The organism is Telmatospirillum sp. J64-1, from assembly GCF_006980715.1.
Classification (GTDB): Bacteria; Pseudomonadota; Alphaproteobacteria; order Rhodospirillales; family Magnetospirillaceae; genus Oleiliquidispirillum; species Oleiliquidispirillum nitrogeniifigens.
Map to the genome: position 1 here is coordinate 103,982 of NZ_SBHN01000011.1, position 14,138 is coordinate 118,119.

Annotated in this window: 16 protein-coding genes and 1 other RNA gene; 12 read left to right on the forward strand and 5 right to left on the reverse strand. The window is 66.0% G+C overall.

Annotated features, from left to right (window positions below):
• The first annotated feature begins 94 nt into the window (after positions 1-94).
• Positions 95-2,299: a PAS-domain containing protein gene (locus EPD66_RS12120; protein WP_142848771.1), complete on the forward strand. Its 2,205-nt coding sequence runs from the start codon at positions 95-97 to the stop codon at positions 2,297-2,299.
• Between the two features lie 70 nt (positions 2,300-2,369).
• Here the strand turns inward: EPD66_RS12120 and EPD66_RS12125 are convergent, their stop codons facing one another.
• The 4 genes from EPD66_RS12125 to EPD66_RS12140 form a co-directional block, all read right to left on the reverse strand.
• A complete protein-coding gene (locus tag EPD66_RS12125) occupies positions 2,370-2,810 on the reverse strand; it encodes a DUF4168 domain-containing protein (RefSeq protein ID WP_142848772.1) in 441 nt (146 codons plus the stop codon).
• 135 nt (positions 2,811-2,945) lie between these two features.
• Complete coding sequence (gene thiE, locus EPD66_RS12130; RefSeq protein WP_142848830.1) at positions 2,946-3,572, reverse strand: thiamine phosphate synthase; 627 nt, start codon at positions 3,570-3,572, stop codon at positions 2,946-2,948.
• A 1-nt stretch (position 3,573) separates the two neighbouring features.
• Positions 3,574-4,503: a class I fructose-bisphosphate aldolase gene (locus EPD66_RS12135; RefSeq protein WP_142848773.1), complete on the reverse strand. Its 930-nt coding sequence runs from the start codon at positions 4,501-4,503 to the stop codon at positions 3,574-3,576.
• An 84-nt stretch (positions 4,504-4,587) separates the two neighbouring features.
• On the reverse strand, positions 4,588-5,007 hold the full coding sequence (locus tag EPD66_RS12140; protein WP_142848774.1) for a hypothetical protein: 420 nt from the start codon (positions 5,005-5,007) through the stop codon (positions 4,588-4,590).
• A gap of 106 nt (positions 5,008-5,113) precedes the next feature.
• Between EPD66_RS12140 and EPD66_RS12145 the strand changes: the two genes are divergently transcribed.
• The 5 genes from EPD66_RS12145 to EPD66_RS12165 all read left to right on the forward strand — a co-directional run bounded on the left by EPD66_RS12145 (position 5,114) and on the right by EPD66_RS12165 (position 7,306).
• Positions 5,114-5,350: a hypothetical protein gene (locus EPD66_RS12145; protein WP_142848775.1), complete on the forward strand. Its 237-nt coding sequence runs from the start codon at positions 5,114-5,116 to the stop codon at positions 5,348-5,350.
• A gap of 1 nt (position 5,351) precedes the next feature.
• A complete protein-coding gene (locus EPD66_RS12150; RefSeq protein ID WP_185961387.1) occupies positions 5,352-5,672 on the forward strand; it encodes a cell division protein ZapA in 321 nt (106 codons plus the stop codon).
• Positions 5,673-5,687: 15 nt separating this feature from the next.
• A non-coding RNA gene (gene ssrS / locus EPD66_RS12155) (6S RNA) lies at positions 5,688-5,849 on the forward strand.
• A gap of 39 nt (positions 5,850-5,888) precedes the next feature.
• Positions 5,889-6,494, forward strand: coding sequence for a 5-formyltetrahydrofolate cyclo-ligase (locus tag EPD66_RS12160; protein WP_142848777.1), 606 nt, complete (start codon positions 5,889-5,891; stop codon positions 6,492-6,494).
• A complete protein-coding gene (locus tag EPD66_RS12165) occupies positions 6,491-7,306 on the forward strand; it encodes a TIGR00282 family metallophosphoesterase (RefSeq protein ID WP_142848778.1) in 816 nt (271 codons plus the stop codon). The genes EPD66_RS12160 and EPD66_RS12165 overlap by 4 nt, the downstream gene beginning before the upstream one ends.
• Positions 7,307-7,481: 175 nt before the next feature.
• Here EPD66_RS12165 and EPD66_RS24060 read toward each other — a convergent pair whose 3' ends face one another.
• Positions 7,482-9,623, reverse strand: a complete 2,142-nt coding sequence (locus tag EPD66_RS24060; protein WP_185961388.1) for a methyl-accepting chemotaxis protein — start codon at positions 9,621-9,623, stop codon at positions 7,482-7,484.
• 261 nt (positions 9,624-9,884) lie between these two features.
• Between EPD66_RS24060 and EPD66_RS12175 the strand changes: the two genes are divergently transcribed.
• The 6 genes from EPD66_RS12175 to tolQ are packed head-to-tail and all read left to right on the forward strand — an operon-like array spanning position 9,885 to position 14,069.
• Complete coding sequence (locus EPD66_RS12175; RefSeq protein WP_142848779.1) at positions 9,885-10,637, forward strand: YebC/PmpR family DNA-binding transcriptional regulator; 753 nt, start codon at positions 9,885-9,887, stop codon at positions 10,635-10,637.
• Positions 10,638-10,670: 33 nt separating this feature from the next.
• Entirely contained in the window at positions 10,671-11,174 is a 504-nt protein-coding gene (gene ruvC / locus EPD66_RS12180; protein WP_142848780.1) for a crossover junction endodeoxyribonuclease RuvC, read from the forward strand.
• 19 nt (positions 11,175-11,193) lie between these two features.
• Positions 11,194-11,823 carry a Holliday junction branch migration protein RuvA gene (ruvA, locus tag EPD66_RS12185; protein ID WP_142848781.1) on the forward strand — a complete coding sequence of 210 codons (630 nt, stop codon included), beginning with the start codon at positions 11,194-11,196 and terminating at the stop codon, positions 11,821-11,823.
• 24 nt (positions 11,824-11,847) lie between these two features.
• Positions 11,848-12,900 carry a Holliday junction branch migration DNA helicase RuvB gene (gene ruvB, locus EPD66_RS12190; protein ID WP_142848782.1) on the forward strand — a complete coding sequence of 351 codons (1,053 nt, stop codon included), beginning with the start codon at positions 11,848-11,850 and terminating at the stop codon, positions 12,898-12,900.
• Complete coding sequence (locus EPD66_RS12195) at positions 12,893-13,351, forward strand: YbgC/FadM family acyl-CoA thioesterase (protein WP_142848783.1); 459 nt, start codon at positions 12,893-12,895, stop codon at positions 13,349-13,351. Before ruvB ends, EPD66_RS12195 begins: the two co-directional genes overlap by 8 nt.
• Position 13,352: 1 nt before the next feature.
• The gene (gene tolQ, locus EPD66_RS12200; RefSeq protein ID WP_142848784.1) at positions 13,353-14,069 is read left to right on the forward strand and encodes a protein TolQ; all 717 of its coding nucleotides are present in this window, start codon (positions 13,353-13,355) and stop codon (positions 14,067-14,069) included.
• The last annotated feature ends 69 nt before the right edge of the window (positions 14,070-14,138 follow it).

Consider the following 14,138-nt stretch of genomic DNA (forward strand, 5'->3'; position numbering starts at 1 on the left):
TAGTGCAATTCCCCGAAATCGTGTATCGTCCTGGAGCTGCCGCATCAGCGGTGGCTCCTTTTTTCTTTGTTTTGTCGAGGCCTGCCTGACTCCTTTGAGTGTCATATTGCTGGACCTGGCCCGTACGGCTTTGCTGGCTGCACTGACGCTGTGGTTGTGGCGTCTGGGACGGAGCGGCAGGCAAAGGCGCCCGACCGGTTTTCGCACCCTGACGGCGGGGCTGGCGCTGATCACGCTGGGCTCGTCGGCGGAACTGGCCGGGCCGTTGTCCAATGCTGCCCTGGCGCCGGCCATGTTGCTGGTATCCTGGATCGGCTGGCTGGGCGGGTTGATGCTTGGCGGCTGGGGGCTCGTCCGCTGGCTGGCCGCCTCGCGCCACCTGAACGAGGCCGAGCAGCGCCTTACCGCCGTGACCCAGTCCCTGCCGGGCGTGATCTACCGCCTGGAACGCGAGCCTGACGGCCGCGTGACCATTCCTTGGTTGGGCGGCGATGTCCGGGACATCCTGAACTGCGACGCGGCCGAGGCCATGGCCGACCCGAAGATCCTGTTCGACCGCATCCATCCCGACGACTTGAACATCCTGTTGGGCGTGGGCCATGACGGCCGGGCGCCATTGAGCGGGGAAATCCGCCTGTTGCGGGACCCCGCCGGCCGCAGGGATCAGCGCTGGCTGCGCTGTGTCGCCCGTCCCGGGCGGCAGCCCGGGGGGCAGATGGTATGGGACGGCCTGCTGCTCGACATCACCGACCGCAAGGCCGCCAACGAGCGCGCGGCCCGCGCCGAGGCGCTGCTGCTCGACGCCTTGGAAAGCATGCCCCAGGGCTTTGCCGTCTATGGCCCGGACGACCGGCTGCTGCTGTGCAATGGCCAATATTGCGACCTGCACGGGACGGTGGGCGCTGCGGTGCGCCTGGGCGATACTTTCGAGGAGATCCTGCGCCGTCAGGTGGCCAATGGCGGCTATCCCCTGGCCGTCGGGCGGGAAGAAGCCTTCATCTCCGAGCGCATGGCGGCTCATGGCCGGACCAGCGAGGTGCTGGAACAGCAGCTTGCCGATGGACGCTGGCTGCGTCTTTCGGAACGCCGCACCGGTGACGGGGGCATCGTCGCCATCATCGCCGATGTGACCGAACAGAAGCGCCACGAGCGGGAACTGGCCGAGAGTTCTGCGCAATTGCGCAGCATCTTCGAACATATGTCCGACGGCATCACCATGTTCGACTGCGACCTGCGGCTGATGATCGCCAACAGCCATTTCCGCGACCTCTACGATCTCCCCGAGGAGATGGTGCTGTCGGGGCTGCATTTCGCCGATTTCATCCGTTTCCTGGCCGAGCGTGGCGAATATGGCGTGTGTTCGGTGGAAGAGATGGTGGTGCAGCGCGTCGCTCTGGCGAGCAGCCGGCGTCCCTATGCCTTCGAACGGGTGCGCCCGAACGGTATGGTGCTGGAAATCCGCAGCAATCCCCTGCCCGGCGGGGGACTCGTCACCACCTATACCGATATTACCGAGCGCAAGCGCAATGAAGCGGCGCTGCGCGAGGCCAAGGAACAGGCCGAAAGCGCCACACGCGCCAAATCCGACTTCCTGGCCAATATGAGCCACGAACTGCGCACGCCGCTCAATGCCATCATCGGTTTTTCCGACATGGTGCGTTCCGAAGTCTTTGGCCCGGTGGGCGACGCCCGCTATCAGGACTACATGGACAACATCAACCAGTCGGGCCGCCATCTGCTGTCATTGATCAACGACATCCTGGACCTTTCCAAGGTCGAGGCTGGCAAGATGGAACTCGACGAGGACGTCCTGGAACTGGCGGATGCCGTGAGCGGCTGTGTCAGGATGCTGGCTGACCGGGCCCGCGAAAAAGGCTGCCTGTTGTCCGCGGAACTGGAAGAGGATCTGCCGCGTCTGCGGGGCGACCTGCGCCGCGTGCGCCAGATCCTGCTGAACCTGCTGTCCAATGCGGTCAAATTCACCCCCGAAGGGGGAAGGATCACCGTCACCGCCGGGCTGGCGGCGGAGGGCGGATTGGCGGTGACTGTCTCGGACACCGGATGCGGCATCGCCGCCGAGGACATTCCCCGCGTCCTGGAGGATTTCGGCCAGGCACGCAGCGACATTACCCGCGCCAGCGAAGGGACGGGCCTCGGTCTGCCGCTGGCCCGCCGCATGATGACCCTGCACGGGGGGCGCCTCGACCTGTCCAGCCGTCTGGGAGCCGGGACCACCGTTACCATCTGGTTCCCGCCGGAACGGGTGGTCCGGGCGGACGCCGAGGTGCTGACGAAATAGGGAAGGGTCTCTTCGAACCGTCAGATATTTAAGGAGCGGGCAGGGGCCCGCTCCTTGGCGGTCGAAAGCATCACTGCGCGCCGGGGACCGTGCTCTGCTCGCTGCCTTCGGCTGCGGGAGCCTGCGACAGCTCCACGATGCGCTGATGCAGTTCCGGATTGTGCAGGGCATCGACCAGGATGTTGTTGTACTGGTCGACCGTTAGCCCGCGATCCTCGATCACCTGGGTCAGCTGCTGGTTGGCTTCGTTGCGGACCTGTTCGGCCTGTTCCGGAGTCTCGGCGCCTTCGAGCTGGGGCTCGTACTGCTCGATGACCTCATAGACTTCCTGGGCGGCGGCGGCGAACTGTTCCAGCGTGGCGTCGTCATACTGGGCCTGCGGCTGGATCTGCTCTTCAGGGCCGGGAGCGGGGGCGGCTTCGGGCGTGGCTTCCTGGGCCAGGGCCGGAAGCGGGGAAAGCACGGCGGCGATGGCAGCCGCGCCGATCATATTGCGGATCGTGGGAAACATCTGCTCTCCTATCGTCGGTTGCGGCCCTGTGACGGCGGGCCTGCGATGCGGGTTTGGGAGAGAGACGCCGGGCGAGGGGGAAAAGTTCCATGCACTGCACGGGAGGGCCGGGAAACAGGCCCTCCGGCAGGGCGGTCAGGCTCCCACGATGACCCGGTTGAAGGCGCGCACGGCCTCGGCGGGGCCTTGCGGATGCTGCCAGACGCCGTTGCAGACGGCGAGGAAGTCGGCTCCGGCCTCGACCAGCGGGCGGCAATTGTCCACGGTGATGCCGCCGATAGCCACGCAAGGCACGGTCATCATCTCGGCCCACCAGGCCAGAAGCTCGGTCTCGGCCTTGGTCTTGGCCTCCTTGGTCGTGGTGGGGAAGAAGGCGCCGAAGGCCACGTAATCAGCCCCGGCCTCACCGGCTTCCATCGCCAGATGGCGCGAATCGTGGCAGGTCACGCCGACGATCGCATCCGCTCCGACGATGCGCCGCGCCTCGCGATAGGGGGTATCGTCCTGGCCCACATGCACTCCGTCGCAGCCCGATTGGGCAGCAAGGTCGGGGCGGTCGTTGAGGATGAAGGCCACCTCGCGTTCCTGGGCGATGGGGCGCAGGATGTCGATGGCGCGCAGCACCAGATCATCGGGCGCGTCCTTCAGGCGCAGCTGCACGCAGGCCACGTCGCAGGCATCCAGGGCGGCCTTGAGGTCGTTCGCGAAGGCCGCTGCGTCCAAGCGTGGCGGCGTCACGAGATAGAGTCGACAATCGCTTATTTTACTGTTTCCCTGCAAGAATCTGAATGATCGTGTCGAGCAGCTGCAACGCCTCCTCGCGCGGGCGCTGGAAGGTGTTGCGGCCGATGATCGACCCGTTGCCCCCGCCGTCGCGGATGGCGCGGGTATCGACGTAGACCGCGTTCGGGTCTTTCGATGCCCCGCCCGAGAATACCACGATCCGCCTGCCGTTGAAGCATGTCTGCATGATATGCGCAACACGTTGCGTCAAGGTGCCGGTCTCGATCTTCTGCTGCTCGTAGACCTTGCGCGCCTCGTCCTGCTCCAAATGGTCGGTGGGCAGCTTGACCTTGATGATATGGGCGCCCATCAGCGCGGCCATATGCGCACCATAGGCGTCGATGTCGAGGGCCGTTTCCCCTTCTTTCGACAGGCTGCCGCCGCGCGGATAGGACCATACCACCACCGCCAGGCCATAGGCCTTAGCCTCGGCGGTCAGTTCGCGCAGGTCCTCGTACATCGCATAGGCGTTGTCCGAGCCGGGATAGATGGTGTAGCCGATGGCGCCGCAGCCCAGCCGCAGCGCATCCTGCACCGTGGCGGTGATGGCCTGGGTGGCGCCCTGCTTGTCGCGGGCCAGGCTGTTGGCGCTGTTGACCTTCAGGATCAGGGGAATGGAACCGGCGAAGGTATCCGCCCCGGCCTCGATCATGCCCAGCGGCGCGGCATAGGCGTTGAGACCGGCATCGATGGCCAACTGGAAATGGTAATGGGGATCATAGGCCGGAGGATTGGGCGCGAAGCTGCGCGCCGGGCCGTGCTCGAAGCCCTGGTCCACCGGCAGAATGACCATCCTTCCGGTACCGCCCAGGCGGCCATGCATCAGCATCCGCGCCAGATTGGCCTTGGTGCCGGGATTGTCGCTTTCGTAGAAGGACAGGATCTTCTTGACGCGCTGGCTTACCTTCATCTTCCGCTCCCGAGGTTATTGGTCCGAAAGGACGGCAATTTCCAGATGCAGGCCGCGGCGCCGCAATTCAATAAGCGAAAGCGGTCAGAATCTCCCTTCCGGGGCCAGCCACAGCAGGCAGGCGCGCAGCGGGTCGCTCTCTCCCAGAAGATCCAGCGCCGGTTCCTCGGCATCGTCCAGCCGGGCTCCGCATTGGGCGGCGATGTCCGCGATGCGGGTCCGCATCGCGGGCGCGGCGTCCAGGCGCAGGGTCTTGCAGCCGCGCCGCAAGGCGGCCAGCGCCATGCCGGGCAGGGGGCCGCAATCCAGGACGTCGGAGATTTTCGCCCGGGGCTGTGCGGCACGGGCTTCGGCGATTACATGAAGCCACCATGCCGGCCCGCCATTGGCGGCGGCGGCGGGCGCGCTTTGCAGCACCACCGCGACGTCATGGGCGACGGCGGCTGCGGCGGCGGCCTGGGCATGGGACAGGGAGTGGACGATCACGCGACGGGGTTGGCTCATGACGCTAGTGGAGCAGCCTGAAGGAAGGCTGTAAAGTCCCCCGGCTTTGATTGACGCCTCAGCGCCGCCCGCCTATTCTTCGGCCTTGTCTTCGAGAAAGAAAGCGATGAATTCCCCCCATCTGGACCTTCCACGCACACGCACCGCCTTGGCCCGCCTCGAAGCGGCCTTGGGGCGTCTTGAGGCGGCTTCCATCCAGGCCGGCAAGGTCGAGGACGGGCTGGTCGCCGAATTGGCGCAGGCGCGCGAGCAATATGCCGCGCTCCAGGAATTGACCGAGACGGTTTCCGACCGTCTGGATGCTGCCATCGATCAGCTTCAGACCGTTCTGGAGGAGGAATGACATGGCGGCTCTGACCATTTCCATCGCCGGGCGCGATTATGTGGTCGCTTGCCCGGACGGACAGGAGGACCATGTCCGCGAATTGTCGCGCGAAGTGGACGAACGCGCCCAGAAGCTGACCCAGCAGGTCGGCCCGACCGCCGATACCCGCCTGCTGGTCATGGTGGCCTTGCTGATGGCCGACGAAATGCGGGAAATCCAGAAGAATGCCAGCGGCGGCCTGACCGAGCGCCTGGGCGAACTGGACGAATCCTTCGCCTCCGGCATCGATGCCCTGGCCGGACGCATCGACGCCATTGCACAGGCGCTTCAGAAGTCCTAGATTTGTCTTCGGGCGGTCCTGCTGTGCGGTTCGTCAGGCTGCTTTAATGTCCCGGGGCCAATGTACATCCTCTGGGAGCTGTCCCTGCCGGGATCGTGGTCTCGGTATATGGCGCCCACCTGCTTACGCAGGTTCCGGAGGACAAAGCACCATGCCAACGGCCGTGGCGGCGCCGCCCACCTTCTTTTCCTCCCGCCGGATCATCGCCGACGGCCCATGAACGATATCTCCCAGATCAAGCAGGCCTTGCGGGCCGAGGCCGTGGCGCGTCGGCGCGCGGCGCATCTGGCAGGCCAAGGGCAGGGCGGGCTGCGGCTGCGGGATGTCTTCACGAAGCATGATTCCCTTGCCGCCCTGGTGCCGCCCGGCCTTTCCGTTGCCGCCTATTGGCCCATGGGCGACGAGATCGATCCCCGTCCGCTGATGGAATGGCTGCATGGGCGCGGCTGCGTCGTGGCGCTGCCGGTGGTCGAGGCGCGGGGGCAGCCCCTGGAATTCCGACTATGGCGGCCGGGCGACCTGCTGGAAGCGGGCAATCACGGCACGCAGCATCCCTCGGGGGCCATGCCTTCGGTCACGCCGTCCCTGCTGCTGGTGCCCCTGCTGGCCTTCGACCGCCAGGGTTGGCGGCTGGGCTATGGCGGCGGTTATTACGACCGCACCATCGCCGCCTTGCGGGACAGGGATGTCCCGCTCAGGACCGTCGGAATCGCCTATGCGGCGCAGGAGGTGGAGGCGGTGCCCGTCGATGGCTACGACCAGCGGCTGGATGCGGTGGTGACGGACGAAACGGTGATATTGACGACAGGAATTGGTGGATGAGGATTCTGTATCTTGGCGATGTGGTCGGGCGCAGCGGGCGCGACGCGGTGATTGCCGCTTTGCCGGGCCTGCGCGAGCGGCTGAAGCTCGATTTCGTCATCGTCAACGGCGAGAATTCCGCCCATGGCTTCGGCATCACCGCGCGCATCTGCGAGGACTTCTTTGAAGCCGGAGTGGATGTGCTGACCACGGGCAACCATGCCTGGGACCAGCGCGAGATCCTGTCCTATATCGACAGCGAGCCGCGCCTGCTGCGCCCGGCCAATTATCCCCCCGGCACGCCGGGCCGGGGTTCCGGCATCTATGCCGCCCCGCGCGGCAAGAAGGTCATGGTCGTGCAGGTCATGGGACGGCTGTTCATGGATGCGCTGGACGATCCTTTCCAGGCCATCGAGGCGGAATTTGCTCGCCAGCGCCTGGGCGCGACGGTGGATGCCCTGATCGTCGACATCCATGGCGAGGCCACCAGCGAAAAGATGTCCATGGGGCATTTCTGCGACGGCCGCGCCTCGCTGGTGGTGGGCACCCATTCCCATATTCCGACGGCCGATGCCCAGGTCCTGCCCAATGGCACCGCCTATCAGACCGATGCCGGCATGTGCGGCGATTACGATTCGGTGATCGGCATGCGCAAGGAACCGGCCATCGCCCGCTTCGTCCGCAAGGTCCCCGGCGAACGCCTCAGCCCCGCCGAAGGCGAAGCGACCATCTGCGGCATCTTCGTCGAGACCGACAATACGACCGGCCTTGCCAAACGTGCCGAGCCGGTGCGCCTGGGCGGACGCCTGCACGAATATCTGCCGGACGTGTAGGGCAGGGAGAGTCCCCTTGGTGTCTTTGTGTCTTGGTGGCCTCCTGCGGTATGAAGAAATCACCAAGGAACCAAGGACACCAAGACGCCGTTTCGAGGCTCCGGCCCGCATTTCTTTAGGGGCAGCGTCTTGAAGAACCCTGCGGGCTCCCGAGGAGAGCCCGCAGGGTTTTCGTTTATCCCTGCCGGATATTGTCCAGGAAGCCCTGGAGCTGGGTGCGCAGGCTTTCGGCTTGGCGGGCCAGTTCGCTCGAGGCGGCGAGGACCTGATCGGCGGCTTCGCCGGTTTCGCCTGCGGCCTGGGTGACACCGGCGATGTTGAGGCTGACATCCTGGGTGCCGCTGGAGGCCTGCTGGACGTTGCGGGCGATTTCCTGCGTGGCGGCGCCCTGTTCCTCGACCGCCGAGGCGATGGCGCTGGCGATTTCGCTGATATGGTCGATGGTCTGGCCGATGCTGCGGATGGCACCCACCGTTTCTTGCGACGAGGCCTGAACGGCGCCGATCTGGGCGGCGATCTCCTCGGTCGCCTTGGAGGTCTGGTTGGCCAGCGATTTCACTTCGTTGGCGACAACGGCGAAGCCTTTCCCGGCCTCGCCCGCGCGGGCTGCCTCGATGGTGGCGTTCAGCGCCAGCAGGTTGGTCTGGTTGGCGATGTCGTTGATCAGGTTGACCACCTCGCCGATCTTCTGGGCGGAATTGGCGAGCCCCTGGACCATGTCGTCGGCGCGCCGGGCCTCGTCCACGGCGGCAGAGGTGATGGTGGTGGATTGCGCCACCTGGCGGGCGATCTCGTGGATCGAGGCGGACAATTCCTCGGCCGCGGCGGCCACGGTCTGGACATTGGCCGAGGCTTCCTCGGCCGAGGAGGCCACGGAATTGGCCTGGGCCTCGGTATGTTCGGCGGTGGCCGACATGGCCCCGGCGGTGGCCTGCATTTCCGTGGCGGCGGAGGAGACCCCGTCGACCACGCTGCGGACCTGATGCTCGAACTCGTCGGCCATCTTGTGCATGAGGCGGCGGCGTTCCTCCTCGGCGTGGCGCTTCATGTCCTCCTGTTCTGCCCGCATGCGTTCCATGGCGAGGGCATTGTCCTTGAAGACCTGCACCGCCTTGGCCATCTCCCCGATCTCGTCGCCCCGGTCGCGGGCCGGAATCTCGATGTGGTGGTCGCCCGCCGCCAGACGGTTCATGGCCCGGGTCATGCGGGTGACGGGGACGGAGAGGCCGCGGGCGAAGGTGAGGCCGATCACGGCCACCAGGGCCAGCACCACCACCGTGGCGCCCATCATGAAATTGCGCATTTCATGGACCGGGGTCAGGATCTCGTCCAGTTCGACCTCGGTCACCAATGCCCAATTGGTGCCCATGAAGGGAACCGGGCCGAAGGCCGCCGCCGCCTGATGCCCCTCATGGTTGATGATTTCCGTGACCGCCGTGGTGCCGACCAGCGCCTCGCGCACCGCCAGCGTGTCGATGCGGCGGCTCAGGACGGTATTCTCGGTGGTCAGGCGCGACTGGGTACGCATCAGGTTGTCCGTACCCACCAGATAGGTGTCGCCGCTGTTGCCCATGCCGGCCGACAGCTTCAGGATGCCGGTCAGCAGCTCGGCGGGGATGCGCAGGACGAGGGCGCCGACGAATTCCTCGTTGCTGAAGACGGGCGAGGCCAGGAAGGCGGCGGGCGCGTTGGCGGCCGGGCCATAGGCTGTGAAGTCGGCGAAGACCGCATCGCCCGGGCGGGGATCGTCAAGAAGCTGGGCGAACAGGGCCGCGGGTGCGGTATCGGCCATCAGCTCGTCTGTCAGCGGCCGGGCGAAATCGTCGCTCTTGGCCACGCTGTAGACGACGCGGCCCGCCGTGTCGATCAGGAACAGGTCCTCATAGCCGCGCCGGACCATGAAGTCGCGGAACCAGGGGTGATAGCGGCTGTGGATGTCGCCGTAATCCGAGCCGTCGTCGACGGTATCCAGCGCCATGCGGTTGCCGGGTTCGGGATTCTCCAGAACGTACTGGCGGCGCAGGGCGGCGGGGCCGCCGTCCACGGCGTCGTAGCCGTAATTGAATTCCACCAGGGCATCGCCCACCGTCCGCACGCCGGCCATGATCACCGTGTCCTGGCGGATGCCGTCCAGGGTGCGTTGCAGTTCAGCCTTGCGGGCCTCCATGAGGGCGGTCAGTTTCTCCTCGGCGGCGACGGTCATCTCGGTGGAGGATTTGACGTAAGCGAGAATGCCGGTGACAGAAGCCGAAAGAGCGGCCAGAGCCATCAGCACAACCGGCAGTTTGCGGGATATGCGGATGTTGGCGAGAATCATGGTGGTGGGGACTCCCAGCATTGAGAAAGAGCGACCGGGATGGTCTGTGCGGAAAGAAAATCCACAATGATTATGCGCCTATATCGCTTTTTTGGCAAACTGGAAGCGGGAAACGAAGCGGACGGATTGACCGCTTCCTGTCCGCAAGGAAACTTGCCATATATCTGGCTGCGGACGGGCGGCTGTCGCAGCCGCTAGGATCGCATCGCGGCCTATGGTATAGGCTTTCGACTTTACGGTAGAGATAGGGCTGCTGGGAGCATGGCTGGTCATTCCCAATTTAAGAACATCATGCATCGCAAGGGCGCGCAGGACGCCAAGCGCGCGAAGGTCTTCACCAAGCTGATCCGTGAATTGACGGTCGCGGCGCGGTCGGGCCTGCCTGACCCCGCGATGAATCCGCGTCTGCGCGCCGCCATCGCCGCCGCGCGCGCGGCCAATATGCCCAAGGATACGATGGAACGCGCCATCGCCCGCGGTTCGGGCGGCGAGGACGGCGCCAATTACGAGGAGGTGCGCTACGAAGGCTACGGCCCGGGCAGCGTCGCCATCATCGTCGAGGCGCTGACCGACAACCGCAACCGCACCGCTTCGGAAGTGCGTTCGGCCTTCAGCAAGCATGGCGGCAATATGGGCGAGACCAACTCGGTCAGCTTCATGTTCGATCGCATCGGCGCCATCCGCTATCCCGCCGACGTGGCCGGGGCGGAGGAAATGTTCGAGGCCGCCCTGGAAGCCGGGGCCGAGAATGTCGAGACGACCGAGGACGGCCACGACATCACCTGCGCCCCCGACGATCTGAGCAGCGTCCGCGACGCCCTGGAAGGCAAGTTCGGCGCTCCCGAATACGCCCGCCTGGACTGGCGTGCCCAGACCACCGTGCCGGTGACCGACGAGCAGGCGGCGCAGACCCTGCTGAAGCTGCTCGACGTGCTCGAAGACAATGACGACGTGCAGCGTGTTTCGGCCAATTTCGATATTGCCGAAGACATCATGGAGCGTTTGAGCGCCTGACGCTCAATTCCTTTTGCCGATGAGCCCTAGCCGATGAGACTCTTGGGTCTGGACCCCGGACTGCGTAACACCGGCTGGGGCGTCATCGACCTCGTGGACAACCGCCTGCGCCATGTGGCCGACGGGGTGGTGCGTTCCGATGACCGCCTCAGCCTGGCCGAGCGCCTGGTGCAGCTGCATCAGGGCGTGGCTCAGGTCATTGCCGATTTCTCGCCCGGCGAGGCGGCGATCGAGGAAACCTTCGTCAACCGCAATCCGGCGTCGACCCTGAAGCTGGGGCAGGCGCGCGGCGCGGTGATGCTGACCGCCTCGCTGGCCGGGCTGCCGGTGGCCGAATATGCCCCGAACCTGATCAAGAAGGCGGTGGTCGGCGGCGGCCATGCCGCCAAGGAGCAGGTCGGCATGATGGTGCGCGTGCTGCTGCCGGGCTGCCTGCCCGACACGCCCGATGCCGCCGATGCCCTGGCCGTGGCGATCTGCCACGCTCACCACCGCGCGACCTTCCACAAGCTGGCCCAGGCCGGAGGCCGCAGATGACAGGCCAAGTAGGTTCAAGATGATTGCCAAACTGAAGGGAATCGTCGATTCCACGGCCGAGGACTATGCCGTCATCGATGTCGGCGGGGTCGGCTATCTCGTCTTCTGCTCGTCGCGCACGCTGGGCCGCATGATTGTGGGCGAGGCGGTGCAGGTGCATGTGGAGACCCATGTGCGCGAGGACGCCATCCAGCTTTACGGCTTCCTCGAAACCGCCGAACGCGAATGGTTCCGCCTGTTGACCACCGTCCAGGGCGTGGGCAGCCGCGTCGGGCTGGCGATCCTGTCGGTGGCCGCGCCGGACCAGCTGGCCCAGGGCATCGCCGCCCAGGACAAGACGGTGCTGACGCGGGCCAGCGGGGTTGGGCCGAAGCTGGCCGCGCGCATCTTAAGCGAATTGAAAGAGAAGGCGGGCAAGATAGCCCTCGGCAGCTTTGCTCCGGCAGGCGGAGCCCCGGCCGCGGCCCTGGCCCCCATCGGCGCCTCGGGCGCAGTCAGCGATGCCGTCTCGGCCTTGGTCAATCTCGGCTATCGTCAGGTCGATGCCTTCGGCGCCGTCGCCCGCGCGGCCCAGGAGATGGGCGAGGATGCCGACGTTTCCGCCCTCATTCGCGCCGGGCTGAAGGAACTCGGCCCCAAGGATTTTTGACATGAGTGCTGCCGAGGCTGAACGATGAGCAAGGACCGCATCCTTTCGCCCGAGTCCGTGCCGGGCGATGCCGAGGCCAGCCTGCGTCCGCTGAGCCTGGACGATTTCACCGGCCAGCGTCAGGTCTGCGAGAATCTGCGCGTCTTCATCACCGCCGCCCGCGCGCGCGGCGATGCCCTCGACCACATCCTGCTGTTCGGCCCGCCCGGCCTGGGCAAGACGACCCTGGCGCAGATCGTGGCGCGCGAATTGGGCGTGGGCTTCCGGGCCACTTCGGGCCCGATCATCGCCAAGGCGGGGGACCTCGCGGCCCTGCTGACCAATCTTCAACCGCGTGACGTGTTGTTCATCGACGAAATCCACCGCCTTAATCCTGCCATAGAGGAAGTGCTTTATCCGGCGATGGAGGACTTCCAGCTCGATCTGATGATCGGCGAAGGACCGGCCGCACGTTCGGTGCGGATCGATCTGCCGCCCTTCACCCTGGTCGGGGCCACCACGCGCTCGGGCTTGTTGACCACGCCGCTGCGCGAACGCTTCGGGATCCCGTTGCGCCTGGCCTTCTACGAGCCGGAAGAACTGCAACTGATCGTCAGCCGGGGGGCGCGGGTATTGGGGATGGAATTGACGCCTGAAGGAGCAGCCGAGATCGCACGCCGCTCGCGCGGGACGCCGCGCGTGGCCGGGCGCCTGCTGCGTCGGGTGCGCGATTTCGCCGCCGTGGCCGGGCGCTCGCCGGTCGACGCTTTCACCGCCGATGCCGCGCTGAACCGCCTGGAGGTCGACAAGATCGGCCTGGATTCCAACGATATCCGTTACATGCGCTGCATCGCCGAGAATTACGGCGGCGGCCCGGTCGGCGTCGAGACCGTCGCGGCGGCCCTGTCGGAACAGCGCGACACGCTGGAAGAGGTGATCGAGCCCTATCTGCTGCAGCAGGGCCTGCTGCAGCGCACGCCGCGCGGCCGCATGCTGACGGCGAACGGTTTCCGGCATATGGGCCTGACGCCGCCGGCGCGGCCCGAAGGCGCGCAGTTCGACCTGCTGGACGGCGTGGAAGGGGACGGGGATGAGTGAGTCCTTCGCCCCGTCGGGCCGTCTGGACGGGCGCCTGCACCGCTATCCGATCCGGGTCTATATCGAAGATACCGACCTGGGTGGCATCGTCTATCACAGCAATTATCTTCGCTACGCCGAGCGGGCGCGCACCGAGATGCTGCGCCTGCTGGGCGTTTCCCATGCGCAGATGATGGAGACGGACGGCTTGTTCTTCGCCGTGCGCTGGTGCGAGATGGATTTCCTGCGTCCGGCCCGCCTGGATGACGAGGTCGAGGTGCGCACGCGCATCCTGAAGGTCGGCGGCGCTTCGGTGCTGGCCGAGCAGGTGCTGGCGCGGGCCGCGGACGGGCTCGATCTGGTACGGATTCAAATCAAGCTGGCCGCAATGGGGCGCGACCTGGCCCCGGCGCGGCTTTCGGCGCCGTTGCGGGCGCTTCTGACAGACTTCATTTCTCAAGAGAGAGACTAGAATGGAACCAGTGCAGACGGTCGCTTTGACCGCCCAGGCGGCCCATGACATGTCCATGTGGGGCCTCTTCATGCAGGCGGGTCTGGTGGTCAAGCTGGTGATGATCGGCCTGCTCCTGGCCTCGATCTGGAGCTGGGCCATCATTTTCGAGAAGGCTGCGCGCCTGCGCAAGCTGCAGAGCCGGGCCGATCAGTTCGAGGAATCCTTCTGGTCCGGCGGCTCGCTGGAAGAATTGTACGATCGCATGGGCGGCCGTCCGGCCGACCCGATGTCGGCGGTGTTCGCGGCGGCCATGCGCGAATGGCGCCGTTCCGCGACCAAGGGCGACCGCAGCGTCGTCCGGGCCCGTCTGCCCGACCGCCTGGACCGCGTCATGCAGGTGACCTTGGGCCGCGAGATGGAAACGCTGGAAAAGCGCGTCGGCGTCCTCGCCACCGTTGGTTCGACCGCGCCCTTCATCGGCCTGTTCGGCACGGTCTGGGGCATCATGACCGCCTTCCAGGCCATCGCCGGCAGCAATGAGACCAGCCTGGCCGTGGTTGCCCCGGGCATCGCCGAGGCGCTGTTCGCCACCGCCCTGGGCCTGCTCGCCGCCATCCCGGCCGTCATCGCCTATAACAAGATCTCCAGCGACCTGGATCGCTACGCCCAGCGCCTGGAAAACTTCGCCGGCGAATTCGCCGCCATTCTTTCCCGCCAGCTCGAAGAAAGGGGCTAGGGAGAGATGGGCGCTTCGCTTGGTGGGGGTGGAGGCCGCCGGTCCCGTTCGGGTCGGCGCTCCCATAGG

Bases quoted from the DNA above. Each gene is read 5' to 3' on its own strand.
- ruvC (WP_142848780.1), top strand. From the start codon at position 10,671: ATGAGACTCTTGGGTCTGGACCCCGGACTGCGTAACACCGGCTGGGGC.
- EPD66_RS12195 (WP_142848783.1), top strand. From the start codon at position 12,893: ATGAGTGAGTCCTTCGCCCCGTCGGGCCGTCTGGACGGGCGCCTGCAC.
- ruvA (WP_142848781.1), top strand. From the start codon at position 11,194: ATGATTGCCAAACTGAAGGGAATCGTCGATTCCACGGCCGAGGACTAT.
- EPD66_RS12135 (WP_142848773.1), bottom strand. From the start codon at position 4,503: ATGAAGGTAAGCCAGCGCGTCAAGAAGATCCTGTCCTTCTACGAAAGC.
- tolQ (WP_142848784.1), top strand. From the start codon at position 13,353: ATGGAACCAGTGCAGACGGTCGCTTTGACCGCCCAGGCGGCCCATGAC.
- EPD66_RS12160 (WP_142848777.1), top strand. From the start codon at position 5,889: ATGAACGATATCTCCCAGATCAAGCAGGCCTTGCGGGCCGAGGCCGTG.
- EPD66_RS12140 (WP_142848774.1), bottom strand. From the start codon at position 5,007: ATGAGCCAACCCCGTCGCGTGATCGTCCACTCCCTGTCCCATGCCCAG.
- EPD66_RS24060 (WP_185961388.1), bottom strand. From the start codon at position 9,623: ATGATTCTCGCCAACATCCGCATATCCCGCAAACTGCCGGTTGTGCTG.
- ruvB (WP_142848782.1), top strand. From the start codon at position 11,848: ATGAGCAAGGACCGCATCCTTTCGCCCGAGTCCGTGCCGGGCGATGCC.
- EPD66_RS12150 (WP_185961387.1), top strand. From the start codon at position 5,352: ATGGCGGCTCTGACCATTTCCATCGCCGGGCGCGATTATGTGGTCGCT.
- EPD66_RS12165 (WP_142848778.1), top strand. From the start codon at position 6,491: ATGAGGATTCTGTATCTTGGCGATGTGGTCGGGCGCAGCGGGCGCGAC.
- EPD66_RS12175 (WP_142848779.1), top strand. From the start codon at position 9,885: ATGGCTGGTCATTCCCAATTTAAGAACATCATGCATCGCAAGGGCGCG.
- EPD66_RS12125 (WP_142848772.1), bottom strand. From the start codon at position 2,810: ATGTTTCCCACGATCCGCAATATGATCGGCGCGGCTGCCATCGCCGCC.
- EPD66_RS12145 (WP_142848775.1), top strand. From the start codon at position 5,114: ATGAATTCCCCCCATCTGGACCTTCCACGCACACGCACCGCCTTGGCC.